The sequence below is a fragment of the Nocardioides stalactiti genome, from assembly GCF_014180715.1.
GTDB lineage: Bacteria > Actinomycetota > Actinomycetes > Propionibacteriales > Nocardioidaceae > Nocardioides > Nocardioides stalactiti.
In genome coordinates, this window is sequence record NZ_JACEFC010000034.1 from 1 (window position 1) to 24479 (window position 24479).

Consider the following 24479-nt stretch of genomic DNA (forward strand, 5'->3'; position numbering starts at 1 on the left):
GCACCGTGCGGGTCCGGCTGTCCTCGGAGCACGCCACCGAGACGCTCATCCAGGCGGCGCCTGAGCTGCGGCGGCTGCTCGAGCAGTCCGGCGCCACCGACGCCCGGGTCGTCGTCCGTGACGGCGACGCGACGGCGACCGACCTGAGCAGCCCCGACCACCGCGAGACGCGCCACGAGGGCGGGGACCGTCCCGGCGGGGACCGTGACCGGGAGCGCCCCGGCCGTCGGGACGACACCCGGCCCGAGCAGCTCCTGACGCACCGGTCGACGGCTCCGGCCGCCGACCCGACGACCACCCCGACGACAACGACCGGTCAGCTCGACCGTCTCGTGTGACCCGACCACCAGGACGAGGAGGACGCGATGTCCGTGACACCCACCGAGGCGACCGGCGGCACGCCCTGGAGCGCGCAGCCGACGTCGACCACCGGCATGGGCGGGTTCGGCGACCAGCAGCTGTTCCTGGAGCTGATGGTCACCCAGCTGCGCTACCAGGACCCGCTCAACCCGACCGACTCCGCGGAGTTCCTCGCGCAGACGGCCCAGTTCACGTCCCTGGAGAAGATCCAGGCCGTCGCCGACCAGACGGCGATGATGGTCTCCACCCAGCTCGCGTTCGGGGCGAGCTCGCTGATCGGCCAGACGGTCACCTACAACGACAGCGACGGCAACGAGCACACCGGCACGGTCCAGGGCACCACGTTCCTGCCGACCGGCCCGGTGCTCGACATCGACGGCGAGCAGGTCTCGCTCTTCAACGTCCTCAGCGTCGGCGTCACCACCGACGACGCGGACCCCGCCACCGACCCCGCCACCGACCCCGCCAACGACCCCGACTCGACCGCACCCGCGGCCGGTTGAACCACCACCGAGAGGAACAACGACATGCTGCGCTCACTCTTCGCCGGCATCAGCGGCCTGCGTAACCACCAGACCATGCTCGACGTCACCGGCAACAACATCGCCAACGCCAACACCACCGGCTTCAAGGCGAGCACCACCGTCTTCTCCGACACCCTCAGCCAGATGCTGACCGCGGCGTCGGGCTCCAACGCGGAGCGGGGCGGCACCAACTCGATCCAGATCGGCCTCGGCGTCCAGCTCGCCGCCACCAGCACCAACTTCGGACAGGGTGCCGCCCAGACCACCGGCCGCCTCACCGACCTGATGGTCTCCGGCGACGGCTTCTTCGTCGTCCAGGACGGCGCTCAGAGCATGTACACGCGTGCCGGCGCGTTCACGTTCGACGAGAACGGCACCCTGGTCGCGCCCAACGGCATGCGGGTGCAGGGCTACGCGCTCGACGCGAACGGCGACCCGACCGGTGGCCTCATCGACGTCTCCCTCGACACCACCGGTCTCGGCCTGCCCGTGGGCGTCGAGCTGACGTCGTACTCGATCGGCGCCGACGGCAAGGTCCGCGGCGTCTTCTCCGACGACGTGCAGCGCGACATCTGCCAGCTCGCCATCGCCGACTTCGACAACCCGATGGGCCTCGACAAGACCGGCGAGACGATGTTCCGGGAGTCCGCGAACTCCGGTGCCGTCCAGCTGGGCGTCGCGGGCGAGGGCCAGCGTGGTCAGCTGATGGCCGGCGCGCTCGAGATGTCGAACGTGGACCTGTCCTCCGAGTTCACCAACCTGATCCTCGCCCAGCGCGGGTTCCAGGCCAACGCCCGCGTCATCACGACGTCGGACCAGGTGCTCGAAGAGCTGGTCAACATCAAGCGCTGATCCGTTCGGGACGGGTCGTCCTAGGACCTCAGACCCGCTGCCCGGGTGCCGATAGGGACTGCGGATGGGCCAGGGAAGGCCCGTCAACAGCCTTACTGCTGGTTCGCCAGCAGGGATCGCGCACACGGAGGTGCGGAGATGATCACGCTGACCCGCCTGTCCGGGACGGTGTTCCTGCTCAACGTCGACCTGATCGAGCGCATGGACGCCACGCCCGACACGGTCATCACGCTCGTCGACGGCAAGAAGTACGTCGTCGCCGAGACGCTCGAGCAGATCCGACGAGAGGTCGTGCAGTACCGCGCGGAGATCATCTCCACCGCGGCGGCCTACGACGGCCGGCACGACGCCCCGGAGCCCCGTCCAGGAGCTCACCTCGCCGCGGTCCGATCCGTGCCGGACGACCCGTCCACGCACCCAGCGGAGACCCGTGGAGGGGATCGGTCATGAAGGACCCGGCAACCGTCATCGGCATCGGTCTCGGGTTGGTCGTGATCGTCGCGGCCAACGTGCTCGAGGGCGGCAACCCGATGAGCCTCCTCTTGCTGCCCCCGATGCTGCTCGTGTTCGGCACCACCATCCTGGTCACCGTCGCCGGCGGCACGATCGCCGACGCGAAGCAGTCCATGAAGGCGGCCGTCCGCGCGTTCAAGGGCGGTGACGAGTCCACCGGCGGCGGCGACCTGGTCCCCCACGTGGTCAAGCTCGCCGACCGGGCCCGACGCGAGGGCCTGCTGGCCCTCGAGGACGGCCTGGCCGACGTGCCGGAGCCGTTCCTGGTCAAGGGCGTCACGATGGCGATCGACGGCACCGACCCCGAGGAGGTCCGGGAGATCCTCGAGGCGGAGATCGACGCCAAGCGGCGCACGGACGCGCAGTCGGCGAAGTTCTTCAAGGACGCCGGCGCCTACGCCCCGACCATCGGCATCATCGGCACCGTCATGGGCCTGGTCCACGTGCTCGAGAGCCTGGCCGACCCCGCCGAGCTCGGTCACCTCATCGCCGCCGCGTTCGTGGCGACGCTGTGGGGAGTCATGTCGGCCAACGTCCTCTGGCTCCCCCTGGGCAGCCGGATCAAGCGGCTCAGCGACCTGGAGTGCGCCCGGATGGAGGTCGCCCTCGAAGGGGTCGCGGCGATCCAGTCCGGCGCGAACCCCCGCCTCATCGCCGAGAAGCTGCGCTCGCTCATGCCGATGCCCGCCGGCACCGACTCCGAGGCCGCCTGATGTCCTCCTCACACGGCCGTCGCCGGGGCGGCGGTCACGAGGAGGGGCACGAGGAGGGGTCCGAGCGGTGGCTGGTGACCTACGCCGACATGGTGACCCTGCTGATGGTGCTGTTCATCGTCATGTTCGCGATGTCCACGGTCGACGAGCGCAAGTACGAGGAGCTCCGGGCGGGGCTCGCCGACGGGTTCGGGGCGAAGTCCGTCCTGACCGGGGCAGCCCCCACGATCAGCGACACCGGCGCGGCGCCGCCGATGAACCCGAGCTACGAGCAGGTCCTGTCCGAGCTCAGCGAGGCGGAGAAGGACGCCGTCGAGCAGATGCTGAGCGACCAGAAGCGCAAGGAGAACGAGCGCGCCTTCGCCGACGCGGAGAACGAGGTGGACCGGCTGCTCGACGTCTGGCTCCGGATCGACCGGGCGCTGCGCCGCGAGGGCCTGCGAGGGGACGTCCAGGCGAACATCGACGAGCGCGGCCTGGTCGTCAGCCTGGTCTCCCGGCACATCGTGTTCCAGCCCAACATCGCCGAGCTCACCCCGCGTGGCCAGCGACTCGTGGACACGATCGCGCCGGTGCTGCGGGAGCTCACCGAGCCGATCCAGGTCGACGGCCACACCAACCAGGTCCCGGTGAAGCCGAAGTACTACCCCACCGACTGGGACCTCTCGGTCGCCCGCGCGGTCTACGTGCTGCGGCGGCTCGAGGAGGTCAACCGGATCCCGGAGGCCCGGCTCCGGGCGACCGGCTTCGGCCACACGAAGCCGTTGATGCCTCCGGATCAGAAGGGTTCTCAGCAGCTCAACAAACGCGTCGACCTGGTCGTGCTCAGCCAGGCGCCCGCCGGCACCCGTGCCAAGTTCGAGGAGGCGTACGGCGAGACGGTCAGCCACCGGACCGACGCGCGCACCAGTGAGGAGGAGATCTCATGACCGTCACCGCGGCGCCGCCCGAGGAGAAGGCGAGCGCACCCCCGACGAAGTCGAAGAAGAAGCTCATGATCATCGCGGTGGTCGTGCTGCTCCTCGGCGGCGGAGGTGGGTACTGGTTCTTCCTCAAGCCGGCTCCCGAACCGGGTCCCCCGGAGCCGGGCACCGTGCTCCCCCTCGAGCCGATCCAGATCAACCTCGCCGAGGGCCACTACCTCCGGCTCGGTCTGTCGCTGCAGCTCACGGTCGCCGCCGAGGAGGGCGGTCACGGCGAGTTCGACGGCAGCAAGGCGCTCGACGCCGCGATCGAGATCTTCAGTGGTCGCGACGTGGCCGAGCTCGCCAAGGGCGGCGAGCGCGCCAAGCTCAAGAAGGAGCTGATGCACGAGCTCGAGGAGGACTATCACGGCGACGTGATGGACGTTTACTTCACGGAGTTCGTCACGGAGTAGCAGGCCTCGACACCGAACGACACACACGGATGGTCCGGTCGGACCATCCGGGTCCGACCGACCGGTCAGGACGGAAACCCTCAGGTCCTGGGACGCAGCGACGATGTTGCACGCGTGACTGTTGCTCCTGCCTCGCCGCGGACGTACGGAGGTCGTGCGCGCCGCCGCGGTCGCACCGAGCCGACGCCGTACGACTTCCGGCGGCCGATCCAGCTCTCCCGTGAGCACCAGCGCACGCTCCAGCTGGGGTTCGACGGCTTCGCCCGGCAGGCGACGACGGTGTTCACGAGCTCGCTGCGCACGGTGTGCCAGGTGACCCTGGCCGGCATCGAGCAGCGCACCTACGCCGAGTACGTCGACAGCCTCGACACGTCGACGTACATGACGTTGTTCACGGCCGACCCGATCCCCGGCACCGGTGTCCTGGAGATCCCGCTCTTCGCCACGATGGCGTGCATCGACCACATGCTCGGCGGCCCTGGCTCGGACGAGCAGCCCGACCGCCCGCTGACGGAGATCGAGGACGGCGTCATCGGCGGCCTCATCGAGCGGCTGCTCGGCGAGATGCGCTACAGCCTCGCGTCGATCGTCGCGCTCGACCCGGTCGTCACCGGCACCGAGTACAGCCCGCAGTTCGCCCAGCTCGCCGCCGCCTCCGACGTCATGGTCGTCGTGGCCTTCGACCTGAGGATCAACGAGCGCGACAACCGGCTCACGATCTGCTTGCCGTTCGCGGGGCTGCTCCCCCACCTGACCGACGCGGCCGGCGCCGGCGCGATCTCGGACCGGGAGCGCGCGCAGCGCGACCTGGCCGCTCGCCAGCTCAAGGACCGGCTCTCCGAGGTTCCGGTCGCGGTCGCGGTCCGGTTCCGTCCGACGACGCTCGACCCGACGACGCTGGCGGCGCTCCAGCCCGGCGATGTCATCCGGATCGACCACCCGGCCGCCGCTCCGCTCGACGTCACCGTCGACGGCAACACCTTCGCGCACGCCACCGCGGGCTCTCGCGGGCAGCGGCTCGCCGCCCTCATCGTGGACACCCCCAAGGAGAAGTCATGAGCGACAACCTCGGCAACGACACGTCGGCGATCGCCTCGGCCGCCGCCACCGCTGCCGGAGAGGCCCTGCCGAGCCCGGCCGAGCTGACCCCGGGTCCGGCCCAGCCGGGCTCCCCCCACGTCGCGTCGGCGTTCGCCGGTGGCGCCCGCGTCGACCTCGACGGGGTCCCGGGCCGGATCGTGGTCCTCGTCGGCCAGGACCTCGTCGACGCCCTGGCGTCCAGCCCTCTCGGCGGGCTCGACCTCGCCTCGGCCTGCCAGCCGGCCCTCGACGCGGCCGCCCGCCAGGTCGGCGCGCGGGCCCGGGCCGCCGAGGTCGTCGAGCTCGGCGGCGAGGACTTCGACATCACCGCGGTGATGGGCGAGGAGTTCACCACCGTCCCGCTCATCGGCATCGGCATCGACGCGGCCGTGCTCATCGCGGCCTCGACCCTCGCCGGCGCGGGTGAGCCGCTCACCGACGAGCCCGACCTCGCCGCCGTCATGGGCGACCTGGCCGACGCGGAGCCGTTCGTCCCGGCGTTCGTCCCGGCGCCCCGCGGCCTCGAGCTGCTGCACGGCGTCGACATGGAGGTCACCGTCGAGCTCGGCCGCACCCGGATGACGGTGCGCGACCTGCTCGCCCTGTCCCCCGGCGCCGTCCTCGAGCTCGACCGCGCCGCCGGTAGCCCGGCGGACCTGCTCGTCAACGGACGCCTGATCGCCCGCGGCGAGGTCGTCGTCGTGGACGAGGACTTCGGCCTGCGGGTCACCGAGATCGTCGACGCCGCTGCAGCGGTCTGAGAGGACTCGTCGTCATGGTGGGGATGGGGCTCCAGCTGATCGCGTCGCTCGCGGTCGTCGTCGGCCTGCTGCTCCTCATCGCCAAGCTGAGTGCTCGGCGGTTCGGGGGCCGGGCCGGAGCGACCGTCGAGGTGCTCGCGCGCCAGTCGATCTCCCGCGGCAGCGGCGTGGTCGTCGTACGGGTAGGCAGCCGGGTGCTCGTGCTCGGCTCGACCGAGCAGCAGGTCTCGCTGCTCGCGGAGGTCGACCCCGAGGACGTCGCTCCCCCGCCGGTCGAGCGCGTCGAGGAGAACGACACGGAGGGCGAGGCGACGATCACCGACTTCGGCGAGCTCGTCGCCCGAGCCCGTCACCACGACAACGGCACCCTGGCCGGATCGATCATCTCCCCGCAGACCTGGCGGCAGGCCTTCCAAGCCGTCGCCGGCCCCCGCACCACGAAGCGGGACGCATCGTGACCTTTCCCGGTGCCCACCGGCTCCCGCGGTGGACCCGCCGGGCGGTCCTGCTCGCGGTCCCCCTCGCGAGCGCCTGCGCGCTGCTGCTCCTCGCGCCGGCCAGCGCGATGGCCGACCCCAACGGACCGAAGGGCCCCGGCGGGACCGACGGCCCCAACAGCGGCTCGGTCCAGATCGACCTGGGCGGCCTGACCGACAAGCCGAGCAACAGCCTGGTCGCGATCATCGGGCTCACCCTCATCAGCCTGTTGCCGGCGATCCTGCTGACCTGCACCAGCTTCACCAAGGTCCTCGTCGTGCTCGGGCTGACCCGCAACGCGCTCGGGCTCCAGCAGATCCCGAACAACCAGGTCCTCGCCGGGTTGGCCCTGTTCATCAGCCTGTTCATCATGTCGCCGGTCCTCAGCGACATGAACGACAACGCGGTGCAGCCCTACCTGGACGGAAAGCTGACCGCCTCCCAGGCGTTCGACACCGGCATGGAGCCGCTGCGCGCCTTCATGCTCGACAACGCCGGCGACGAGGAGATCGCGCTGCTCACCAACGTCGCCGACCGGGACCTGCCCGAGGACCGCGACGAGGTCCCGACCACGACCCTGATCCCGGCGTTCGTGCTGTCCGAGCTCAAGGACGCGTTCATCATCGGGTTCATCATCTTCATCCCGTTCCTCGTGATCGACATCGTCGTCAGCGGGGCGCTGATGAGCCTCGGCATGATGATGATGCCGCCGGTGATGGTGTCCCTCCCCTTCAAGCTGTTGCTGTTCGTGATGGTCGACGGCTGGGCGCTCATCATCAAGTCCGTCGTCGCCTCGTACGGGACAGGTTGACGACGACATGACGCCCTTCATCACCGACTCCGCGATCATCGAGATCGCGTCCAAGACCATGTGGGTCTCCCTCCAGCTGTCCGCGCCGATCCTCGTCACCGCGCTGGTCGTCGGCTTCGCGATCTCGCTGTTCCAGTCGATGACCCAGATCCAGGAGTTCACGCTCTCCTTCGTGCCGAAGGTCGTCGCCGTCGGCGCTGCGCTGCTCTTCTCGGGGAACTGGATGCTGCACACCCTGGTCTCGTTCACGGTCGAGCTGTTCGACATGGTTCCCGACCTGCTGGCCTGAGGCCGAGGGGATCACCATGACCATCTCCGTCGCGGGTGCCCCGCTGCTGGCGCTGCTGCTCGCGTCGGTCCGGGTGGTCGCCTGGCTCTCGCTCGTCCCGCCGTTCTCGACGCGGGGCGTCCCGGCGATGGCGAAGGTCGTGATCGCCCTCGGGCTGTCGTTCGCGGTGGCCCCCCAGCTGGCCGACGACAAGCTCCCGAGCACCACGCCGGAGGTGGTCCTCGCGGTCGTCGGACAGACGGTGATCGGCCTCGGCATGGGCTTCGTGACGATGCTGCTGATCTCGGCGATCGCGGCAGCCGGCACGCTCATCGACCTGTTCGGCGGCTTCGCGGTGGCCTCGGCGTGGGACCCGCTGGCGATGAACACCAACAGCGTCTTCGGCCGCTTCCACCAGATGCTGGCCATCACCCTGCTCCTCGTCACCGGCGGTCACCTGATGGTCATCGGCGGGCTGCTCAAGACCTTCGACTACCTGCCGCTGTCCGGTCTCCCCGAGATCGGTCACTGGTCCGACATCCTGGTGACGGCGTTCTCGATGTTCTTCACGATCTCGGTGCAGATCGCCCTGCCGATGATCGCCGTGCTGTTCATCGCCGACCTGGCGCTCGCGCTGATGACCAAGGTCGCGCCGCAGCTCAACGCGCTGACGGTCATGTTCCCGGCGAAGGTCGGGCTCACCCTGCTGCTGCTCGGTCTCTCCTTCCCGGTGCTCCCCGCGGCGACGGAGAACCTCGTCGACCTCGCCAACGAGGCGATGGCCTCCATGGCCGGGGCCTAGGCCGAGGAGGACGACGATGGCGGAGGGCGGTGAGAAGACCGAGAAGCCCACACCCCGGCGGCTGAAGCAGGCCAAGAAGGACGGTCAGGTCGCCCGCACACCGGAGATCGGCGGCTGGCTGGGGCTGCTGCTCGTCAGCATCGCGATGGGACCACTGCTCGACCGCGAGCTCGAGGCGCTGCACGAGATGTTCGCGACGCACCTACGGGCGCTCGAGCGGCCGACGATCGAGATCGCGACCGCCCTGCTGCGGGACGCCGCGATCCACACGATCATCGCGATGGTCGTCCTCGGGTCGATGGTCATGGTGATCGGTGTCCTCAGCGCCCTCGGCCAGGGCGGCTTCTACCTCTCCCCCAAGCTCGCGAAGCCGGACCCCAAGAAGCTGGACCCGATCAAGGGCGCCAAGCGGCTCTTCGGGCCGCAGGCAGCGTGGGAGGGCGCGAAGACGCTGCTCAAGGCGAGCGTCGTGGCGGGTCTGGCGTGGTTGTCGGTCAAGGCGATGATGCCGCTCGTCGGCGGCCTGATGCCGATCGAGGTGGTGCTGACGAAGGTCAGCGGCGAGGTGAGCGGGATGTTCCTCAGCGTCGGCATCGCCGGCGTGGTCATGGCGGGCGCCGACTACGCCGTCGTCCGGCGCCGGATCGGCAAACAGGTCCGGATGAGCCACCAGGAGGTCAAGCAGGAGTACAAGCAGACCGAGGGCGACCCGCTGGTCAAGAGCGCGATCAAGGCTCGGCAGATGAACCTGGCCCGGCACCGGATGATGACCGCGGTGGCCGAGGCGGACGTCGTCATGGTCAACCCCACCCACGTCGCCGTCGCGCTGAAGTACGAGCCCCAGCTGGGAGCACCCCGCGTGGTCGCCCGCGGCGCAGGCGCGCTCGCGGACAAGATCCGGGCGACGGCGACCGAGCACCGGGTCCCGATGGTGCGCGACGTCCCCCTCGCCCGGGCGCTCTATCGCAGCTGCGAGGTCGGTCAGGAGATCCCGCCCGAGCTGTGGGCCTCCGTCGCGCAGGTGCTCGCGTTCGTCATCCGGCTCCGGTCGCGTGGCCAGCAGGCCGGCTCGCACTCGACACCGCGCGCCGAGGACGCCGTTCCCGACGTACGACGCGGCTCGAGGCGCCGCGCTGCGACCGCTGCCACGCTCGCCTCCGCAAAATCCTCAGGAGCGGCCAGCGCCGGCCGATGAGCGCAACGGAGCCAGGAAGGCGCCGGGTACGTGCCACGGACGGTGCGGAAGTCGACTGCCCCCTGGAGAGGTCACCCACGTCGTGAACCCGCTGACCAAGCTCGGTGTCCCCGTCGCGATCGTCATGATCGTCGTGATGCTGGTGGTACCGCTTCCCGCCGTCCTGCTCGACCTGCTCATCGCGCTCAACATCACCGGCGCGCTGCTGGTGCTCATGGTCGCGATGTTCATCCACCGACCCCTCGACTTCGCGGCGTTCCCCTCGGTCATCCTCGTGATGACCCTGTTCCGCCTGGCGCTCAACGTGAGCGCGACCCGGCTGGTGCTCATCGACGGCTACGCCGGCAAGGTGATCGACACCTTCGGCCACTTCGTCGTCGGCGGCTCGCTCATCGTGGGCCTCATCGTCTTCGCGATCCTGCTCGTCATCCAGTTCGTGGTCATCACCAACGGTGCCGGCCGGGTGGCCGAGGTCGGTGCCCGCTTCGCCCTCGACGCGATGCCCGGCAAGCAGATGGCGATCGACGCCGACCTCAACTCCGGGATGATCGACGAGGACGAGGCCCGACGACGGCGGGCCGAGGTCCATGCCGAGGCCGACTTCCACGGGGCCATGGACGGTGCGTCCAAGTTCGTCAAGGGCGACGCGATCGCGGCGATCATGATCACCCTGGTCAACCTCATCGGCGGTCTCGCCGTCGGTGTCGCCCAGCACGGGATGCCGTTCGGCGAGGCGATCCAGACCTACTCTCTGCTCTCGATCGGTGACGGCCTGGTCTCGCAGATCCCGGCGCTGCTGCTCTCCGTCGCCACCGGCCTCGTCGTGACCCGCGCGGTCGCCGAGGAGGACATGGGCTCGGACCTGCTGCGCCAGATCACCGCACGCAAGACGCCGCTCCGGGTGGCCGGCTTCGCGGCCATCGGCATCTGCCTGGTCCCCGGGCTGCCCAAGCTGCCGTTCATCATCGCCGGCGGCGCGATGCTGCTGGCGTCGAGCCGGGTGCTCGAGGGCGAGGACTCGATCGAGGCGGTCGACGCCCACCCCGAGAACCTGCCGTCCCCCGACTCCGCCGAGCAGCTGGCCGCCGAGATCCGGGTCGATCCCCTGGGGCTGGAGCTCTCCGCCGACCTCATCGACCTCGTCGACGCCCGGTCGGGCGGCGACCTCCTCGACCGGGTCAAGGCCCTGCGCCGCAAGATCGCCGGCGAGCTCGGCATCGTCATCCCGCCGGTCCGGACCCGCGACAGCCTCGAGCTGCCGCCGGGCACCTACTCGATCACCCTGTACGGCGTCGAGGTCGCCCGCGGCGAAGCGCCGCGCGGCACGATGCTCGCCATCGGCGACGCGATCACGTCGCTGCCCGGTCAGGTGACCCGCGAGCCGGTGTTCGGCCTCGACGCGAAGTGGATCCCGGCCGAGATGCGGCACCAGGCCGAGTCGATCGGCGCGACCGTCGTCGACCGGGCGTCGGTGATGACGACGCACCTCGCCGACGTGGTCCACCAGAACGCCGCGCACCTCCTCGGACGTGAGGACGTCCGGCTGCTCACCGACGTCGTCAAGCGCAGCCACCCGGCGGTCGTCGAGGAGCTCACGCCGGCCATGCTCTCCCTGGGCGAGGTCCAGCGGGTGCTCAAGGCGCTGCTCGACGAGCGGGTCCCGATCCGCGACCTGGTCCGGATCCTCGAGGCGCTGTCGGTCCGCGCCGCCACCTCCAAGGACCTCGACGGTCTGGTCGACGCCGCCCGGGCCGCACTCGAGCCGGCCCTCGCGGCGCCGTACGTCGTCGGCGGCACGCTGCACGCGATCACCTTCGAACCGCTGCTGGAGCAGCGCCTGCTCGAGGGCATGCGCCAGACCGAGCTCGGCGCGACGCTCGTCATCGACCCCGAGACCGCCCAGCACGTCCTGCTGTCGCTCGCTCAGATCTCCACCGCGGCCGAGAACCAGAACATCCAACCGGTCCTGGTCTGCGCTCCGCAGATCAGAGCCGCGGTCCGCCGCTTCGTGCGTCCCGCCGTCGACCGGCTGCCGGTGCTCGGCTACACCGAGCTCAACGCGGCCCGCACCGTCGCCTCGGTCGGCGTGGTCAGCGCCGCCAGCAGCATCCACGAGCTGGCGGTCGGCGCGTGACCGCCAAGTCCGACCTGCCGGGGATCGTGAACGGGCCGGTGCTCCTGCTCGGCGCGCTCCTCGCCTCGCCGGGCGCGATCCTCGTCTCCGAGGGCCTGTTGTCGATGACCGAGATGCTCACCCGCTACCTGATCATCACCGTCGGCTGCATGGTGCTGTGGGCGGTCGTCCGCGCCTGGCTCGCCGGCATGCTGGCCAACCCCGCGACCGAGGTCGTGGGGGACGCTCCGGGGTCTCGCGCCACCGAGAGCGAGGCGATCACCGGGGTGGTGCTGGACGCCCCCTCGGTCGTCGAGCCGACGCCGGTCGACATCAACGCCCTCGACATGACGCCTGAGGAGCTCATCGAGCTCTCGCTGCGCAAGTCCCACGAGCCGGCTCCCCGGCGCGACGGCTGACCGGGGCACGCGACCCGGCTGCCTCAGCCGAGCGCGGGAACCTCCCACACCACGCGGCAGCCGCCGCCCTCGACGCTCTCGACGGCGAAGCTGCCCCCCAGCGTCTCCGCGCGGTGGCGGGCGTTGTCGAGCCCGCTGCGCCGCCCGATCGCGGCCGGGTCGAAGCCCCGGCCGTCGTCGGTCACCCGCATGGTGACCGTCCGCGGCGTCGCGGTGACCTCGACGGTGGTCGACGTCGCGTGCGCGTGGCGCGCGATGTTGGACAGCGACTCGCGCAGCGTGAGGAGCATCCCGTCGGCCGCGTCGGCGGTGAGCGAGCGGTCGACCTGGCCGGAGAGCCGGAGCGTGGGCAGGAACCCGAGGACCGGCGCGTACTCCGCGATGAGCTCGCGCACCTCCTCGTGCAGCGCGCGGCCCTGGCCGCGGCCGAGCTCGAAGATGGTGGCGCGCAGGTCGCCGATGGCGATGTCGAGGTTGGCGACCGCCTCGTCGAGGCGGGACCGGACGGCGTCGCTGCTGCCGAGGTTGCGGGCACCCTGGAGCTGCATGCCGGTGGCGAAGAGCCGCTGGATCACCAGGTCGTGCAGGTCGCGCGCGATCCGGTCGCGGTCCTTGGCGAGCAGCAGCTCGTGCCGCTCCCGGAGCGCCTGGGCCCGGTCGAGGGTGAGGCCGACGTGGTCGGCGAGCGCGGTGAGGACGTCACGCTCGATCCGGTCGAGGTCGCCCCAGACGGCCGACTCGTCGATGAGCAGGACGGCGGACGGCGCGAGGTCGGTGCGGACCGGTACGACGACCGTCGTCTGGCCCGGCCCCGAGCGGGCGTCGAGGAGCTCGCCGGAGGCGATCGCCCGGCCGATGTCGTCGGCGACGCGTTTGACGGTGAGGGTCAGCTCCTCCGCGCAGTCGCCGGCGCAGGCAACGATCTCCAGCCGCTCCGAGGCGGTGTCGACGAGCGCGACGGCGCGGGCCTCGGCCATGTCGCGCACCTGCGCGACCATCGCGCTGAGCGACTGGTCGTGCTGGAGCGAGGGGGCCAGGGCGGTGGTGACCCGGGCGACGCCCTGCATCCAGGAGCGGTGCCGCTCGCTGTCCTCGTAGGCGCGGGCGTGGTCGATCATCACGCCGGCCGCGCGCCCGAGGACCTCGACGAGCGCCTGGTCGGTCGCGGAGAACGGCGGCTCCCCCGGCGACTTCCCCAGGTAGAGGTGGCCGTAAGCACGCTCCCCCACCAGCACGGGGGCGCCGAGGAAGCGCTCGATCGGGGGGTGCCCCGCGGGCAGCCCCTCGTAGACGGGGTGCGCCGCGATCTGGTCGACGCGCACGGGCTCGCGCACCCGCGGGACGAGGCCCAGCAGGCCGCGGCCGACGGGGGCGCGGCCGATGCGGGCGATGTCGTCGTCGGTGAACCCGTGGTGCACGAAGTCGATGAAGTCGCCGGCGTCGTCGACGATCGCGAGCACCCCGAACTGGGCGTGTGTCAGCGCACACGACGACTCGACGATGCGTCGGATCACGCCGTGGATGTCGAGATCTGATCCGATCGCGATCACCGCGTCGAGAAGCGCCCGAGCCTCCTCGGGAAGCTCCAGGTCCATGCCGACGATCGCCCTCCCCCTTCCCCGACCGCCAGCGGCCGGGCTCCCCGACATGATAGCCGCGACAGCGGGTCGCTGTGACCGGATTCGGTCATCGCCCCGCGGGCGGTTCAGCCTCCGTCGCGACGCCGCCGGGAGCGGGCGACGGTGTCCTCGAGAGCCGGTGCGAGCAGCGCCGCGAGCTCGAGGGCGACGTCGTCCTCCGACTCGGGAGGTAGGGCGATGTAGCTGATGCCGAGACGCGCGATCGTCCGGGCCAGCGCGCGGTTGGTCGCCGGGTCGACGCCGGGCCAGGTCTGCGCCACCGAGGTCGTCAGCCGGGCCGCGATGTGGGCCAGGAGCGGACCGCTGTCGGTCGTCACCAGCCGCATCAGGTCCTCGTGCGCGTCGCCGTCCTGGACCCGGCGGATGAGCGGGTCGGCGGACGTCGCGTAGAGGAAGGTGCGCAGCGCCGCCTCCAGCGCCGCGGCGGGGTCGTCGGCGTTCTCCTCGATGTCGTTCGCGACGAGGTCGCAGAACGCGTCGGCCAGCTCGAAGGCGTAGGCCTCCGCGAGACCCGCGCGCGACCCGAAGTCGTTGTAGATCGTCTGCCGGCTGACCCCCGCCTGCTTCGCGACGGCTTCGAGCGTCACCTTGCGCCACGGGCGGTCGGTGAGCACCTCCCGCAACGCGGTGAAGACCGCGACGCGGGTCGGGACGCCGGAGCGGGGCATCAGACGCCCGACGGGGTCAGCCGGAACACCCGGATGTCCCGGTCGGTGCGGTTCTTGTACTCGGCATAGACCCGGGTCACGTCGATCATCTTCTGGAACCCGGCGTCGGCCTCGGCGCCCTGGAGCAGCTGGGCGTCGACCGTGACCTCGACCCCGCCGGTGATCACCTTGGCCCGCGGGTGGGCCAGCAGGTTGCCGGTCCAGGCGGGGTGGCGCTCCTGCCCGAAGTTCGAGCCGACCACGATGACGGCGTCGCCGTCACGGGCGAACAGCAGCGGGCTGAGCCGGGGCTGCCCCGACTTCCGGCCGATCGTCTCGATCACCAGGGTCGGCGCCCCGATCGGCCCGAGGATGGTCTTGCGGCCCCGCGTGCGCAGCAGCAGCTTCCGGTCCAGCGGCATCAGCTTGCGGATCGTCCACGATCCGGGCTTGGTCGCAGCGAACGCAGTGCCGGCCCGCGCCAGGAACGACCGGTCGCTGCCCCAGCGGTAGTCGGGGATCGTCATGCGGCGATTCAAGCAGCCTCAGGCCCTCGTGGCGACGTCGTCGACGTTGAACGGGTCGGTTTCGACCTCCCGGACGGCGACGTCCGAGAACCCGGCCTCCCCCGGCCCGGCGGCGCTTCGGGCGAACGAGTGTTCAGTTCGCTCGGCGGGGATTCGGTGCGCTTGCACGGCGCTACGACCGGTCACAGCGCCGAGGTAGCGGACGTATCGCCCTCCGAGCTCACCGAACACTGAGTTACAGCTGTCGACGGCTCAGGCGCACCCGTCCGGCCGCGCTGCGAGCGGCGCCGAGGAGTCGACGGTGCCGGCCAGGGCGGCGACGGTGAGCGGGCCGGGTCCGCCGGGGCTCCCCCACCACACGCCGCGGGCGGCGACGTCGTAGCGGACGGCGTCCAGGCCGAGGACCGGGCCGATGCAGGTGCCGCCGACGTCGATCCGGGCCGTGCCGGTCCAGCCGAGGTCCTCGACGGCGACGTCGGCGAGCGATGCACCGAGGCCCTCGCTGCCGGCGAGGTCGGTACGACGGACGCGGACGGTGAGCGAGCGGAGGCCGGTGAAGTTCCGGATCCCGAGGTTGCTCCCCGCGTTGCCGGTGATGGTCGAGGTGTCGACGTCGAGGCTGATGGCCGCGGTCGGGCCGCGGCCGTTGACGACGTTGCTGCCGATCGCGAGGCCGTTGCTGGAGCAGTCGCGGAAGACCGAGCGACGGACGACGAGGCCCACGTCGTTGCCGGCACCGAGGCTGCCGGCGAGCACGCAGTCACCGTTGTTGAAGGGCAGCAGGTAGGTGTTGCCCACCCCGGTCGACCGCTCCGCGACGACGTTCTCCAGCCGCATCCGCAGCACCGCGTTGGTCCCGAGCGCACCCTCCTCGATGACGTCGCCGGGCGAGCCGGAGAACGAGCTGTCGCGGACGACGACCGACAGGTCCGACCCGTCGCCCATCGTCACCGCCTCGAGGCCGTTGGCGGAGAAGCCGCCGACGCCGTCCTCGTTGGTGTAGACGTTGCGCTCCACCACCACCCGGATCGTCGACGGGCCGACCCCGTTGACGAAGACGCCCTCGGAGTCGGCGCCCTCCGGCCCGAGGTTGAGGTCGTCGGGGTTGCCGAGCGCGGACTGCCGGTTGTCGGTGATCCGGGCGACGAGGGTCGAGGTGTCGCGGGCCTGGGTCCCGATCGCGAGCACCGACTTGAGCCCCTCGCCCTGGCGCAGGCCGTGGACGTCGTTGCGCACGATCGTCGCGGTGTACGACGCCGTCCCCCACGTCCGGACGTCGATCCCGTCGCCGCACTCGGCGTCGTGGACGACGTTGTCGGCGATGTAGGCCGTGGCTCCTGTCCGTCGGCTGCCGTCGACCATGATCCCCGCCCAGCCGTTGGGCAGGCCGCCGACGATCGGGATGCCGACCCCCGGCACGTTGGTGGGCGCGTTGAACTGCGGGATGAGGAAGCCCTTCGTGCAGGACACGTTGTGGCCCGCGACGTCGTTGCCGACGACCCGGACGCCGGTCACGTCGAGCCCGTAGATCCCCCCGCGCTGGGCGTCGCGCACCCGCAGGTTGCGGACGGTCGCGCCGTCGGCGAGCCGCACCGCGTCGCCGCCGAGCCGGGTCCCGGAATTGGTGAGCGCCGGTGCGGCGGCGTCCTCCGGCAGGCCGCGCACGGACGGCCCGGCGCCGGTCAGTACCTGGCCGGGCTGGAGCCGGATCCCGCCGTCGAGCGCACGGTCGGCGGGCAGCACGACGATGCTGTCGCCGGGGCCGGACGCCTGCTCGACGGCCGCGAGGGAGCCGAGGGGGTGCGCCCGCGACCCGTCGCCGCCGCCGGTGACCGCAGCGGAGACGTACCAGGTGCGCGTGCCCGCCGCGTCGGCCGGAGCCGTGGTCAGGGGCGCGCCGAGGAGCGCGGCGACCACGGCGAGCGCGAGGAGGCGGCTCACGGTCGCGGCGCCGGGTCGGCGGTCAGCAGGGTGACGGCGAGCGCCGCCAGGTGGTCCTCCAGCTCGGCGAGCGGGCGCCGGTCCTTGTGGATCATCCAGTCGAGCGCCACCGCCGTGGCGGCGCCGATGAGGGAGAGCGCGGCCAGCCGCCAGTCGCGGTCGACGACCTCGCCCCGCACGACCGCGGCGCGGCTCTCGGCCTCGATCAGCTCGACCAGCTTCTCGCGGTTGCGCAGCCGGGTGTTCTCGATCCGGGCACTGAGCCCGACCACCTCGACGAACACGATCCGCGCGGTGCGCAGGTCCTCGAACACCGGCCGCAGGAACGCCAGCAGGGCGGCCGGCACCCGCTCCGCGAGCGGGTCGCCCGCGGTCGCCTCCAGGGACTCGAGCACCTTGGTCCCCGACCGCAGCAGCAGCTCGTCGTAGAGGTCGGCGAACGCCGCCTCCTTGCCCTCGTAGAGCTGGTAGAAGTGCCGGGTCGAGACGTTGGCGCGGGTGCACACGCGCTCGACGGCGAGGGCCCGGTAGCCCTGCGTCCCGACGACGTCGTGGATCACCGCGAGCAGCCGCGCCCGCCGCGCGGCGTCGCGTTCGTCGGCCGTCTGGCCGGCGTAGCGGCGACGCCCGTCGGTGGGCCCCTCGGAGGGTCCGTCGGGGACGGGCGCGGGACTGCTCATCGGTGCTCCTTGTCGACGATCAGGGGGGCGATCAGGGGGTGGTGTTGCGGAGGAACGACAGCGACCCGGGACCCGCGGTGACGATGTCAGGCTGCCCGTCCAGGTCGTAGTCGGCAACCATCGGGTTCTGAGGGAAGGCCCCGACCGGGAAGTCGGCGACCTTGCGCAGCTTCACGGTCCCGTTGCCGGCCAGCACGGTCACGCCAGGGGCTCCGGAGAACAGCCACGAGACGACGAGGTCCTTGCGTCCGTCCTGGTCGAGGTCGGCCGCCGTCAGGCTGGTCGGGCCGGCGCCGCCGAACTGGGTGGTGCCGACGCTCGAGGTGAAGCCGCCCTGGCCGTTGGTCAGCGCCGTGGTCAGCGTGAAGCTGAACGAGCCGATCGTCGCCACGTCGTCGAAGCCGTCGCCGTTGAGGTCGATGGCGGTGATGTCCTCGGGCACCAGGCCGCTCAGGTAGAGGCTCCCGGTGACGGTGAAGGCGCCGGTCCCGGTGCCGCGCAGCGCGAAGGCCGAGCCCGAGCAGCCGTCGACCGCGAACAGGTCGCCCTTGTTGTCGGCGTTGAGGCGCGCGGGCGAGATCGCGGCCAGGGCGCAGGTCCCGGGGACCTGGGTGGTCGGCCCGGCGGCGAAGGTGCCGCTGCCGTTGTTGAGGAGCGTGTTGATCGCGGTGAACGTCATCGACGCCACGTCGAGGTCGCCGTCCCCGTCGAGATCCAGGAGGCGGGGCTCCACCTGGCCGCCGAGCGTGAGCGGGTACGACGGGCCGGCGGCGAAGTGGCCGGCCCCGTCGCCGTACGCGACCTTGAGGGTGTTGGTGGACATCGCGACCACGTCGGCGTCGCCGTCGCCGTCGATGTCACCGGCGTCGAGGCCCTGCGTGCCCGCGGTGCCGGCGAGGTGGCCGGCCGGGGTGAAGGTGCCGTCGCCGTCGCCGGTGACGAGCAGGACGTCACCCTGGGTGAAGTCGGTGATGGTGACGATGTCGGGACGGCCGTCGGAGGTGAAGTCCGCGACGGTGCTGCCGCGCGGCGCCGGGCCGGGGCCGAGGCCGTTGTCGATCGCGGTCTCGACGTTGGGGGCGAACCACTCGCCGGCCGCGTGGCCGGGCGCGGCGGGGAGGAGGAGGGCGGCGGCCACGAGCGGCACGGTGAGCGGGACGGTGAGGGGGACTGTTCGCATGACCAGCAACGTAGGAACGAAGCGACCTATCGGACAAGGAACCTTTTCGGATGGGTTTCCCTAGGTGCGCGGGTCCCCCGAGGACCAGGTCCGGGCCCGCTCGTAGCGGAAGGGCGAGGTCCCCATCTCCAGCCGCAGTCCTTTGATGCCGGAGTGCTTGCGCGCGTAGGCGAGCTCGCGACGCAGGTCGCCGAGGCCGTTCCACACGAACAGGACCCCGATGGAGAGCGTCGAGAGGGTGCCGACCGCGCGGCCGTCGGCGTCGACGTAGGCGCTGCCGCTGTCGCCCGGCAGGCCCGGCGAGCGCGACGAGATCGTGTGCGACCAGCCCCGGGCCGCCTCGTTGTCCGACCAGGCGATGCCGGCCTGGCGCGACTCCCGGCTGCCCTCCTCGCGGAGCGAGGACCGCCCGAAGCCGTAGGTGAGCTCCCCCGTCCGGAGCCCGGTCGAGGTCAGTCCGGTGGGGCCGCCCCAGAACGGCACGCTGGGGTTGACCAGGTCGCGGACGGCGCGCGGCACCTCGACCAGCGCGAAGTCGTTGAAGGCGCACATCGGCCCCTTGCCGACACCGCGCTCGCGCATCGTGCGCCAGCTGCTGTAGGCCAGTCGTCCCTCGGCGATCCGATCCCCCGCGTCGAACGACGTCGCGCCCTCGGTGAAGACCACCCGGGTGCCGAGCGGCATCGTCGGCGTCCGGCAGTCGTTGGTGCCCTCCTCGGTGCGGGCGCAGTGCGCCGCCTGACCGATGTAGACCCGGTCCCGGGCGTCGGTGAACACGAAGTTCGTCGTGCACTGGCCGCCGCCGTCGGTGATCGTCTGGATCCCCGGCGTGATCGTCGCCCGCTTCATCGGCGTCCAGCCCCGCGACTTCCGCACCAGCGGGTCACGCTGCTCGCTGCTGAGCTCGGCAGACGGCTCGTCCCCCTCGAACGGCGCGAACCACCAGTTCGCGAGCGCGAGCACCGTCAGGACGATCAGGACGGTCCTCCACGGGTCGCCCTCGCGCTCGGAGCTCACCCCTGGATCATCACGCGCCCGACCGACCCTTGGGGAGACCCGCGCCGGAAATGTCTGAAGGCGCCTGCGACTGCTGCTGCCCTGAGCCCGCACGGGGATTGTCTAGGATCGAGGTCGTGGGGAACCCCCGAGGCGTCGCCGGGGCCTCCCGAGCGCGCTCTGCTCTCGTGGTGGCCGCGCTCGCCCTGTTCGGACTGCTCTCCATGCACGGGTGGGGCACCCACGCGGGCATGCACAGCGACCCGAGTCCCGCACCGGCGCCCGTCACACTGGCGCATGCCGGCGACCATCCGAGGGGACTCCCTGGTGCCCATGGAGACCATGGTGCGGGTGGGAACGTCGCAGCAGACGCCGCCGCGGTCGGCTGCGACGACAGCTGTCACGGGACCGGGTCCGGCGGGGGCATGGGCCTGGCCGGGCTCTGTCTTGCCGTTCTCGGGGGACTCCTCCTCGGACTCGCCCTGCTCCTGGTACGCCGCGGCACCCCCTTGGTGCGGACCATGGTGCCGGCGTTCCACCATCCCATCCGGCTGGGCCGCGAACGAGATCCTCCCGACCTCCTCCGCCTCTGCGTGATCCGCTGCTGACGGTCGCCGACGACGAGACACCTCGTGGTGCCTCGCGTCCACTCCTGTCCGCAACCAGATCACCAACCCAAGGAGAGACCCCACATGCGCACGACCCTGACCGCCCTGTTCGCCGCATCGATGCTGACGTTCGCCTCTTGCGCCGACGACACGGGCCACGATGGCCACGAGATGTCCGACGACATGTCCAACCACGGCTCGACCGTTCCCGAGAGCGAGGACTTCAACCAGACCGACGTCGACTTCGCCACCGACATGATCCAGCACCATGCCCAGGCCCTGTCGATGGTCGACCTCACCGAAGGACGTGACCTGTCCCCCGAGCTGACCACCCTGGCCGAACAGATCCGGATGGCGCAGGGCCCCGAGATCGAGACGATGGTCGACTGGCTCAGGGACTGGGACCAGCCCATCCCCGAGACCTCGCGTGACCACGTCAACGCGCACGGCGATGGCGAGATGGAGATGGGCTCCGACATGCCCGGCATGATGAGCGCAGACCAGATGGCCGACCTCGAGGCCGCGTCCGGACTCGAGTTCGAGCAGCTGTTCCTCACGATGATGATCGAGCACCACGAGGGCGCCATCGAGATGGCCGAGACAGAGCAGGAGGACGGCGAGCACCCCGACGCCGTCGCCCTGGCCGAGGTGATCGAGGAAGCGCAGACCGCTGAGATCGCGACGATGAAGGAGCTGCTCGGCTCCTGACCACGCGAGCCCCAGGCGGACAGACCCAGGTCTGTCCGCCCGGGGACCCGCCGGAAATGACCGAAGCCGCCCGAAGGCGGCTTCCGTTCGGTGGAGGTGAGGGGACTCGAACCCCTGACCCTCTGCATGCCATGCAGATGCGCTACCAGCTGCGCCACACCCCCGTGGCGTTGTCCCAGAGCCTTCGCTGCAGCTTCTGCTCCGGGCAACGCGGAGAACCTTACCGAACGGCGCGGCGTCGGTGAAATCGAGGGGTGGGAATCGATCCCTCCGCCGAGCCCGACGTGGTCAGGCCGTGCGGTTGTAGGCCGCGAGGGCCCAGCGACCCGAGCGACGCTCGACCAGCTCGACCCAGCCGCAGTTGGCCAGCGCCCGGAAGTCCTGGGCCCAGTCGATCGGCCAGCCGAGCCAGTGCGCCATCGCCGTGCGGATCGCCGCGCCGTGGGCGACGACCAGCGCGGTCTCCCCCTCGCCGAGACCGGCGACGACCTCCTTGAGCACCGCCGTGAACCGGTCGGCCACCTGGGCGTGCGTCTCGGCACCGGGGATGTCGTCCCAGTCGCCCGCGCGGAAGCGGTCGTACTCCTCCGGGTCGAGCGCGCGGTACTCCTCGTGCGTCAGGCCCTGCCGCTCCCCCAGGAAGCACTCGCGCAGCCGCTCGTCGTACGACGCCTCGAGGCCGGTCGCCTCCGCGACGAAGCCGGTCGTCTGACGCGCGCGTCGGAGGTCGGAGGACAGCAGGACGACCGGGTCGAGAGCGGCGACAGCCGGCGCGACCGCGCGCGCCTGGGCCAGCCCGGTCTCGTCGAGGGCCGGGTCGAGGTGGCCCTGGATCCGCTGGATCGCGTTCCACTCGGTGCGGCCGTGCCGCAGCAGGACGAGCCGGCGCTCGGACCCGGCAGGCTCAGGCACCGCGCGGGCCGCGGACCTCGGCCGGGAGCTCGATGATCGGGCAGTCGCGCCACAGCCGCTCGAGGGCGTAGAACTGGCGCTCCTCGCTGTGCTGGACGTGGACGACGATCTCGCCGTAGTCGATGAGGACCCACCGACCGTCGCGCTCGCCCTCGCGGCGGATCGGCTTGGCGCCGATCTCGCGCAGCTTGTCCTCGACCTCGTCGACGATCGCCTTGACCTGGCGGTCGTTGGCGCCCGACACGAGGAGGAAGGCGTCGGTGATGGCGAGCTGCTCGCTCACGTCGAAGGCGAGAAGGTCGGTGGCGAGCTTGTCGGCGGCGGCGAGGGCCGCCGCGTGGACCAGCTCGACGGCGTGCTCGGTCGCGGCCATTTTTCTCCGGGTTCTGCGGGGTAGAGGCCGTGCTTGGTGATGTACTGCACGACCCCGTCGGGGACGAGGTACCAGATCGGCTGCCCCGCCGCCTGCCGCTGACGGCAGTCGGTGGAGGAGATCGCGAGCGCCGGCACCTCCAACATCGTGACACGCTCGGGCGGGATAGCCGAAAGCGTCGCCGGGTCCATCTCGGCGCCCGGCCGGGTGCAGCCGACGAAGTGGGCGAGCGCGAAGACCTCCTCGGCGTCGCGCCAGCTGAAGATGTCGGTGAGCGCGTCGGCGCCGGTGATGAAGAAGAGGTCGGCGTCCGGTCGCGCCGAGCGCAGGTCGCGGAGCGTGTCGATCGTGTACGTCGGGCCGCCGCGGTCGATGTCGACGCGGCTGACCGTGAACCGCGGGTTGGCCGCCGTCGCGATGACGGTCATCAGGTAGCGGTGCTCGGCCGGCGACACCTCGCGGTCGGCCTTCTGCCACGGCTCACCGGTCGGGACGAACACGACCTCGTCGAGGTCGTACCAGCCCTGGACCTCCGACGCGGCGACCAGGTGGCCGTGGTGGATGGGGTCGAACGTGCCGCCCATCACCCCGACCCGGGGCCGCCGAGCGGGGTCCGTCATGGCGTGACCGGCTGAGCGAACGGGCGGATCAGCTGTGCTCGCGGCCGCCGCCGAACCAGACGAGGCCGGCGAGCAGGAGGAGCAGGACGGCCAGCGTGCCGCCTCCGATGAACCACGGGTTGATGGCGGGCTCGCCGTGCTCCTCCGCAGCCTGGAGGAGGGCGAGGGCGGTCAGGCTGATCTGCATGGGCGGATCGTATCGGACCGGCAGGGCCCGGTCCGCAGCCGGCCATTCGCGGCGGAGCGAAGCGGAGACGCGCTCGCGCCCTTCAATGGATCGCGAAGTCGACGCCCAGGTAGAGGAGGGTGAAGCGGAGGGTCCGGCCGATGAAGACCGTCGGGATGAACACCCACATCGGCATCTTGAGCAGCCCACCCACCGCGGCCATGACCAGCAGCGGCGGCAGCCCCACCGAGGCGGCGACGAACATGACCGACGCGGCGTAGACCGGCCGGCCCTGCATCCGGGTGACCCACTTCTCGTAGCCGGCCTTGATCTTGGGCGAGGCGAGCTTCTTCTGGGCCCAGTTCGAGTCGACCCCGCGGCGGGCGGCCTCGTACCAGATGATCTTGCCGACGGTCGCGCCCGCGCCCGCGGCGACACCCAGCGAGATCGCCGTGGGCACGCCCGGCTCGGCGGCTGCGGCGCCCAGGATGTAGACCTCGATCGGCAGGAACGGAAGGAGTGCCGACGCGATGCTGATCCCGAACGTCGTCAGCCACAGGATCATGCGACCGGGACCCTCTCCGGCACCGGGATCCCGAGCTGGAGGAGCCACCGCAGCGACAAGCACTTCAAGGCGAGCAGCGCGAGGGCGATGATCAGGCCGAGCCACCACCAGCCCGTGGCCAGCAGCAGCACGGCGAAGAGGCCGGAGTTGGCTGCCTTGCCGAGCCGGGACCAGTTCCAGAGATAGATCCGGCGGTCGACGACGTAGAAGTAGTTGGGGCTGCGGATCGGCCAGGCGAGGAAGGCCAGCGACAGGTACATGTCGATGACCATGAACTCGAAGAGGTAGACCGCGACCGGGATCGCGATCAGCTCCATCGGCTCGTCGCTGAAGAACAGCGGCGCCGGTGCGAGCCAGGCCAGGCCGACGTAGAACGCCCCGCAGCTGAGCCGGTCGCTCACCATGTCGACGACCCCGCCGATGCGGGTCTCGCAGTCGAACCTGCGCGCGTACTCGCCGTCGAGGGTGTCGCCGACCCAGTAGACGACGAGGCCGGCGACGAGGAGCGTCAGGCTCTCGTCGTACGCGCCCCACATGCTGAGCACGAGGGTCGCGACGGTGCGCACCAGCGTGATCACGGTCGCCCCCGTGAGGAGACGCTCGGTAGACGCGTCCGCGTAGATCCGCTCGGGCGCCCCTGCCATGGCGCG

31 protein-coding genes and 1 tRNA gene are annotated in these 24479 nt (G+C 71.2%); 18 read left to right on the plus strand and 14 right to left on the minus strand.

The genetic code is table 11. From position 1 onward, the window contains the following. The 16 genes from H0487_RS09055 to H0487_RS09130 form a co-directional block, all read left to right on the plus strand. The coding region (locus H0487_RS09055) for a hypothetical protein (protein WP_183093916.1) at window positions 1-338 on the plus strand (338 nt) is incomplete at its 5' end. A 27-nt stretch (window positions 339-365) separates the two neighbouring features. Further along, window positions 366-863, plus strand: a complete 498-nt coding sequence (locus tag H0487_RS09060) for a flagellar hook capping FlgD N-terminal domain-containing protein (protein ID WP_183093917.1) — start codon at window positions 366-368, stop codon at window positions 861-863. Window positions 864-887: 24 nt separating this feature from the next. Then, window positions 888-1736, plus strand: coding sequence for a flagellar hook-basal body complex protein (locus tag H0487_RS09065; protein ID WP_183093918.1), 849 nt, complete (start codon window positions 888-890; stop codon window positions 1734-1736). A gap of 138 nt (window positions 1737-1874) precedes the next feature. Further along, window positions 1875-2186 carry a flagellar FlbD family protein gene (locus H0487_RS09070; RefSeq protein ID WP_183093919.1) on the plus strand — a complete coding sequence of 104 codons (312 nt, stop codon included), beginning with the start codon at window positions 1875-1877 and terminating at the stop codon, window positions 2184-2186. Then, window positions 2183-2962 carry a motility protein A gene (locus tag H0487_RS09075; RefSeq protein ID WP_183093920.1) on the plus strand — a complete coding sequence of 260 codons (780 nt, stop codon included), beginning with the start codon at window positions 2183-2185 and terminating at the stop codon, window positions 2960-2962. Before H0487_RS09070 ends, H0487_RS09075 begins: the two co-directional genes overlap by 4 nt. After that, the gene (locus tag H0487_RS09080) at window positions 2962-3891 is read left to right on the plus strand and encodes an OmpA/MotB family protein (RefSeq protein ID WP_183093921.1); all 930 of its coding nucleotides are present in this window, start codon (window positions 2962-2964) and stop codon (window positions 3889-3891) included. The genes H0487_RS09075 and H0487_RS09080 overlap by 1 nt, the downstream gene beginning before the upstream one ends. Continuing rightward, window positions 3888-4340 carry a flagellar basal body-associated FliL family protein gene (locus H0487_RS09085; protein ID WP_183093922.1) on the plus strand — a complete coding sequence of 151 codons (453 nt, stop codon included), beginning with the start codon at window positions 3888-3890 and terminating at the stop codon, window positions 4338-4340. The genes H0487_RS09080 and H0487_RS09085 overlap by 4 nt, the downstream gene beginning before the upstream one ends. 114 nt (window positions 4341-4454) lie before the next feature. After that, the gene (locus H0487_RS09090; RefSeq protein WP_312855879.1) at window positions 4455-5399 is read left to right on the plus strand and encodes a flagellar motor switch protein FliM; all 945 of its coding nucleotides are present in this window, start codon (window positions 4455-4457) and stop codon (window positions 5397-5399) included. Beyond that, entirely contained in the window at window positions 5396-6181 is a 786-nt protein-coding gene (fliN, locus tag H0487_RS09095) for a flagellar motor switch protein FliN (protein ID WP_183093923.1), read from the plus strand. Before H0487_RS09090 ends, fliN begins: the two co-directional genes overlap by 4 nt. Window positions 6182-6195: 14 nt before the next feature. Then, window positions 6196-6639, plus strand: a complete 444-nt coding sequence (locus tag H0487_RS09100; RefSeq protein ID WP_183093924.1) for a flagellar biosynthetic protein FliO — start codon at window positions 6196-6198, stop codon at window positions 6637-6639. Then, on the plus strand, window positions 6636-7469 hold the full coding sequence (fliP, locus tag H0487_RS09105) for a flagellar type III secretion system pore protein FliP (protein ID WP_312855880.1): 834 nt from the start codon (window positions 6636-6638) through the stop codon (window positions 7467-7469). The genes H0487_RS09100 and fliP overlap by 4 nt, the downstream gene beginning before the upstream one ends. Before the next feature lie 7 nt (window positions 7470-7476). Next, complete coding sequence (fliQ, locus tag H0487_RS09110) at window positions 7477-7758, plus strand: flagellar biosynthesis protein FliQ (protein WP_183093925.1); 282 nt, start codon at window positions 7477-7479, stop codon at window positions 7756-7758. 16 nt (window positions 7759-7774) lie between these two features. Further along, complete coding sequence (locus H0487_RS09115) at window positions 7775-8539, plus strand: flagellar biosynthetic protein FliR (RefSeq protein WP_183093926.1); 765 nt, start codon at window positions 7775-7777, stop codon at window positions 8537-8539. 16 nt (window positions 8540-8555) lie between these two features. After that, window positions 8556-9734: an EscU/YscU/HrcU family type III secretion system export apparatus switch protein gene (locus tag H0487_RS09120; protein ID WP_183093927.1), complete on the plus strand. Its 1179-nt coding sequence runs from the start codon at window positions 8556-8558 to the stop codon at window positions 9732-9734. 82 nt (window positions 9735-9816) lie between these two features. Further along, window positions 9817-11868 carry a flagellar biosynthesis protein FlhA gene (gene flhA / locus H0487_RS09125; RefSeq protein WP_183093928.1) on the plus strand — a complete coding sequence of 684 codons (2052 nt, stop codon included), beginning with the start codon at window positions 9817-9819 and terminating at the stop codon, window positions 11866-11868. Further along, window positions 11865-12266 (plus strand): hypothetical protein, encoded by a 402-nt coding sequence (locus tag H0487_RS09130; protein WP_183093929.1) that lies wholly within the window; start codon window positions 11865-11867, stop codon window positions 12264-12266. Before flhA ends, H0487_RS09130 begins: the two co-directional genes overlap by 4 nt. A gap of 23 nt (window positions 12267-12289) precedes the next feature. Here the strand turns inward: H0487_RS09130 and H0487_RS09135 are convergent, their stop codons facing one another. The 7 genes from H0487_RS09135 to H0487_RS09165 form a co-directional block, all read right to left on the minus strand. Further along, on the minus strand, window positions 12290-13861 hold the full coding sequence (locus tag H0487_RS09135; RefSeq protein ID WP_183093930.1) for a GAF domain-containing sensor histidine kinase: 1572 nt from the start codon (window positions 13859-13861) through the stop codon (window positions 12290-12292). Between the two features lie 110 nt (window positions 13862-13971). Next, window positions 13972-14574: a TetR/AcrR family transcriptional regulator gene (locus tag H0487_RS09140; RefSeq protein WP_183093931.1), complete on the minus strand. Its 603-nt coding sequence runs from the start codon at window positions 14572-14574 to the stop codon at window positions 13972-13974. After that, entirely contained in the window at window positions 14574-15080 is a 507-nt protein-coding gene (locus tag H0487_RS09145) for a nitroreductase family deazaflavin-dependent oxidoreductase (protein WP_183093932.1), read from the minus strand. The genes H0487_RS09140 and H0487_RS09145 overlap by 1 nt, the downstream gene beginning before the upstream one ends. 252 nt (window positions 15081-15332) lie before the next feature. Beyond that, window positions 15333-17021 (minus strand): hypothetical protein, encoded by a 1689-nt coding sequence (locus H0487_RS09150; protein WP_183093933.1) that lies wholly within the window; start codon window positions 17019-17021, stop codon window positions 15333-15335. Further along, window positions 17018-17701, minus strand: coding sequence for a TetR/AcrR family transcriptional regulator (locus H0487_RS09155; RefSeq protein ID WP_183093934.1), 684 nt, complete (start codon window positions 17699-17701; stop codon window positions 17018-17020). The genes H0487_RS09150 and H0487_RS09155 overlap by 4 nt, the downstream gene beginning before the upstream one ends. A 31-nt stretch (window positions 17702-17732) precedes the next feature. Next, window positions 17733-18881, minus strand: a complete 1149-nt coding sequence (locus H0487_RS09160; RefSeq protein WP_183093935.1) for an FG-GAP repeat domain-containing protein — start codon at window positions 18879-18881, stop codon at window positions 17733-17735. A 60-nt stretch (window positions 18882-18941) separates the two neighbouring features. Then, window positions 18942-19898 (minus strand): S1 family serine peptidase, encoded by a 957-nt coding sequence (locus tag H0487_RS09165; protein WP_183093936.1) that lies wholly within the window; start codon window positions 19896-19898, stop codon window positions 18942-18944. Window positions 19899-20014: 116 nt separating this feature from the next. On the opposite strand from H0487_RS09165, the gene H0487_RS09170 reads away from it, so the two are divergent. After that, a complete protein-coding gene (locus tag H0487_RS09170) occupies window positions 20015-20485 on the plus strand; it encodes a DUF6153 family protein (protein WP_183093937.1) in 471 nt (156 codons plus the stop codon). An 84-nt stretch (window positions 20486-20569) separates the two neighbouring features. Next, complete coding sequence (locus tag H0487_RS09175) at window positions 20570-21193, plus strand: DUF305 domain-containing protein (RefSeq protein WP_183093938.1); 624 nt, start codon at window positions 20570-20572, stop codon at window positions 21191-21193. A 91-nt stretch (window positions 21194-21284) separates the two neighbouring features. Here the strand turns inward: H0487_RS09175 and H0487_RS09180 are convergent. The 7 genes from H0487_RS09180 to H0487_RS09210 all read right to left on the minus strand — a co-directional run bounded on the left by H0487_RS09180 (window position 21285) and on the right by H0487_RS09210 (window position 24473). Further along, a tRNA-Ala gene (locus tag H0487_RS09180) sits at window positions 21285-21357 on the minus strand. 124 nt (window positions 21358-21481) lie between these two features. Then, window positions 21482-22105, minus strand: coding sequence for a histidine phosphatase family protein (locus tag H0487_RS09185; protein WP_183093939.1), 624 nt, complete (start codon window positions 22103-22105; stop codon window positions 21482-21484). Next, window positions 22098-22478: a ribosome silencing factor gene (gene rsfS, locus H0487_RS09190; RefSeq protein ID WP_183093940.1), complete on the minus strand. Its 381-nt coding sequence runs from the start codon at window positions 22476-22478 to the stop codon at window positions 22098-22100. Before rsfS ends, H0487_RS09185 begins: the two co-directional genes overlap by 8 nt. Then, window positions 22385-23098: a nicotinate-nucleotide adenylyltransferase gene (gene nadD, locus H0487_RS09195; RefSeq protein WP_183093941.1), complete on the minus strand. Its 714-nt coding sequence runs from the start codon at window positions 23096-23098 to the stop codon at window positions 22385-22387. Before nadD ends, rsfS begins: the two co-directional genes overlap by 94 nt. A 28-nt stretch (window positions 23099-23126) precedes the next feature. Next, entirely contained in the window at window positions 23127-23285 is a 159-nt protein-coding gene (locus H0487_RS09200) for a hypothetical protein (protein WP_183093942.1), read from the minus strand. 82 nt (window positions 23286-23367) lie between these two features. Further along, window positions 23368-23829, minus strand: coding sequence for a hypothetical protein (locus tag H0487_RS09205; RefSeq protein WP_183093943.1), 462 nt, complete (start codon window positions 23827-23829; stop codon window positions 23368-23370). Next, the gene (locus H0487_RS09210; RefSeq protein ID WP_183093944.1) at window positions 23826-24473 is read right to left on the minus strand and encodes a CDP-alcohol phosphatidyltransferase family protein; all 648 of its coding nucleotides are present in this window, start codon (window positions 24471-24473) and stop codon (window positions 23826-23828) included. Before H0487_RS09210 ends, H0487_RS09205 begins: the two co-directional genes overlap by 4 nt. Window positions 24474-24479: the final 6 nt, after the last annotated feature.

Excerpts from the sequence above, each read along its gene's own strand:
- nadD (WP_183093941.1), bottom strand. The coding sequence starts at position 23,098 with ATGACGGACCCCGCTCGGCGGCCCCGGGTCGGGGTGATGGGCGGCACG.
- fliQ (WP_183093925.1), top strand. The coding sequence starts at position 7,477 with ATGACGCCCTTCATCACCGACTCCGCGATCATCGAGATCGCGTCCAAG.
- H0487_RS09060 (WP_183093917.1), top strand. The coding sequence starts at position 366 with ATGTCCGTGACACCCACCGAGGCGACCGGCGGCACGCCCTGGAGCGCG.
- H0487_RS09075 (WP_183093920.1), top strand. The coding sequence starts at position 2,183 with ATGAAGGACCCGGCAACCGTCATCGGCATCGGTCTCGGGTTGGTCGTG.
- H0487_RS09200 (WP_183093942.1), bottom strand. The coding sequence starts at position 23,285 with ATGCAGATCAGCCTGACCGCCCTCGCCCTCCTCCAGGCTGCGGAGGAG.
- H0487_RS09140 (WP_183093931.1), bottom strand. The coding sequence starts at position 14,574 with ATGCCCCGCTCCGGCGTCCCGACCCGCGTCGCGGTCTTCACCGCGTTG.
- H0487_RS09120 (WP_183093927.1), top strand. The coding sequence starts at position 8,556 with ATGGCGGAGGGCGGTGAGAAGACCGAGAAGCCCACACCCCGGCGGCTG.
- H0487_RS09205 (WP_183093943.1), bottom strand. The coding sequence starts at position 23,829 with ATGATCCTGTGGCTGACGACGTTCGGGATCAGCATCGCGTCGGCACTC.
- H0487_RS09065 (WP_183093918.1), top strand. The coding sequence starts at position 888 with ATGCTGCGCTCACTCTTCGCCGGCATCAGCGGCCTGCGTAACCACCAG.
- H0487_RS09175 (WP_183093938.1), top strand. The coding sequence starts at position 20,570 with ATGCGCACGACCCTGACCGCCCTGTTCGCCGCATCGATGCTGACGTTC.
- H0487_RS09070 (WP_183093919.1), top strand. The coding sequence starts at position 1,875 with ATGATCACGCTGACCCGCCTGTCCGGGACGGTGTTCCTGCTCAACGTC.
- H0487_RS09100 (WP_183093924.1), top strand. The coding sequence starts at position 6,196 with ATGGTGGGGATGGGGCTCCAGCTGATCGCGTCGCTCGCGGTCGTCGTC.
- rsfS (WP_183093940.1), bottom strand. The coding sequence starts at position 22,478 with ATGGCCGCGACCGAGCACGCCGTCGAGCTGGTCCACGCGGCGGCCCTC.
- H0487_RS09085 (WP_183093922.1), top strand. The coding sequence starts at position 3,888 with ATGACCGTCACCGCGGCGCCGCCCGAGGAGAAGGCGAGCGCACCCCCG.
- H0487_RS09135 (WP_183093930.1), bottom strand. The coding sequence starts at position 13,861 with ATGGACCTGGAGCTTCCCGAGGAGGCTCGGGCGCTTCTCGACGCGGTG.
- H0487_RS09160 (WP_183093935.1), bottom strand. The coding sequence starts at position 18,881 with ATGCGAACAGTCCCCCTCACCGTCCCGCTCACCGTGCCGCTCGTGGCC.
- H0487_RS09210 (WP_183093944.1), bottom strand. The coding sequence starts at position 24,473 with ATGGCAGGGGCGCCCGAGCGGATCTACGCGGACGCGTCTACCGAGCGT.
- H0487_RS09080 (WP_183093921.1), top strand. The coding sequence starts at position 2,962 with ATGTCCTCCTCACACGGCCGTCGCCGGGGCGGCGGTCACGAGGAGGGG.
- H0487_RS09145 (WP_183093932.1), bottom strand. The coding sequence starts at position 15,080 with ATGACGATCCCCGACTACCGCTGGGGCAGCGACCGGTCGTTCCTGGCG.
- H0487_RS09155 (WP_183093934.1), bottom strand. The coding sequence starts at position 17,701 with ATGAGCAGTCCCGCGCCCGTCCCCGACGGACCCTCCGAGGGGCCCACC.
- H0487_RS09115 (WP_183093926.1), top strand. The coding sequence starts at position 7,775 with ATGACCATCTCCGTCGCGGGTGCCCCGCTGCTGGCGCTGCTGCTCGCG.
- fliN (WP_183093923.1), top strand. The coding sequence starts at position 5,396 with ATGAGCGACAACCTCGGCAACGACACGTCGGCGATCGCCTCGGCCGCC.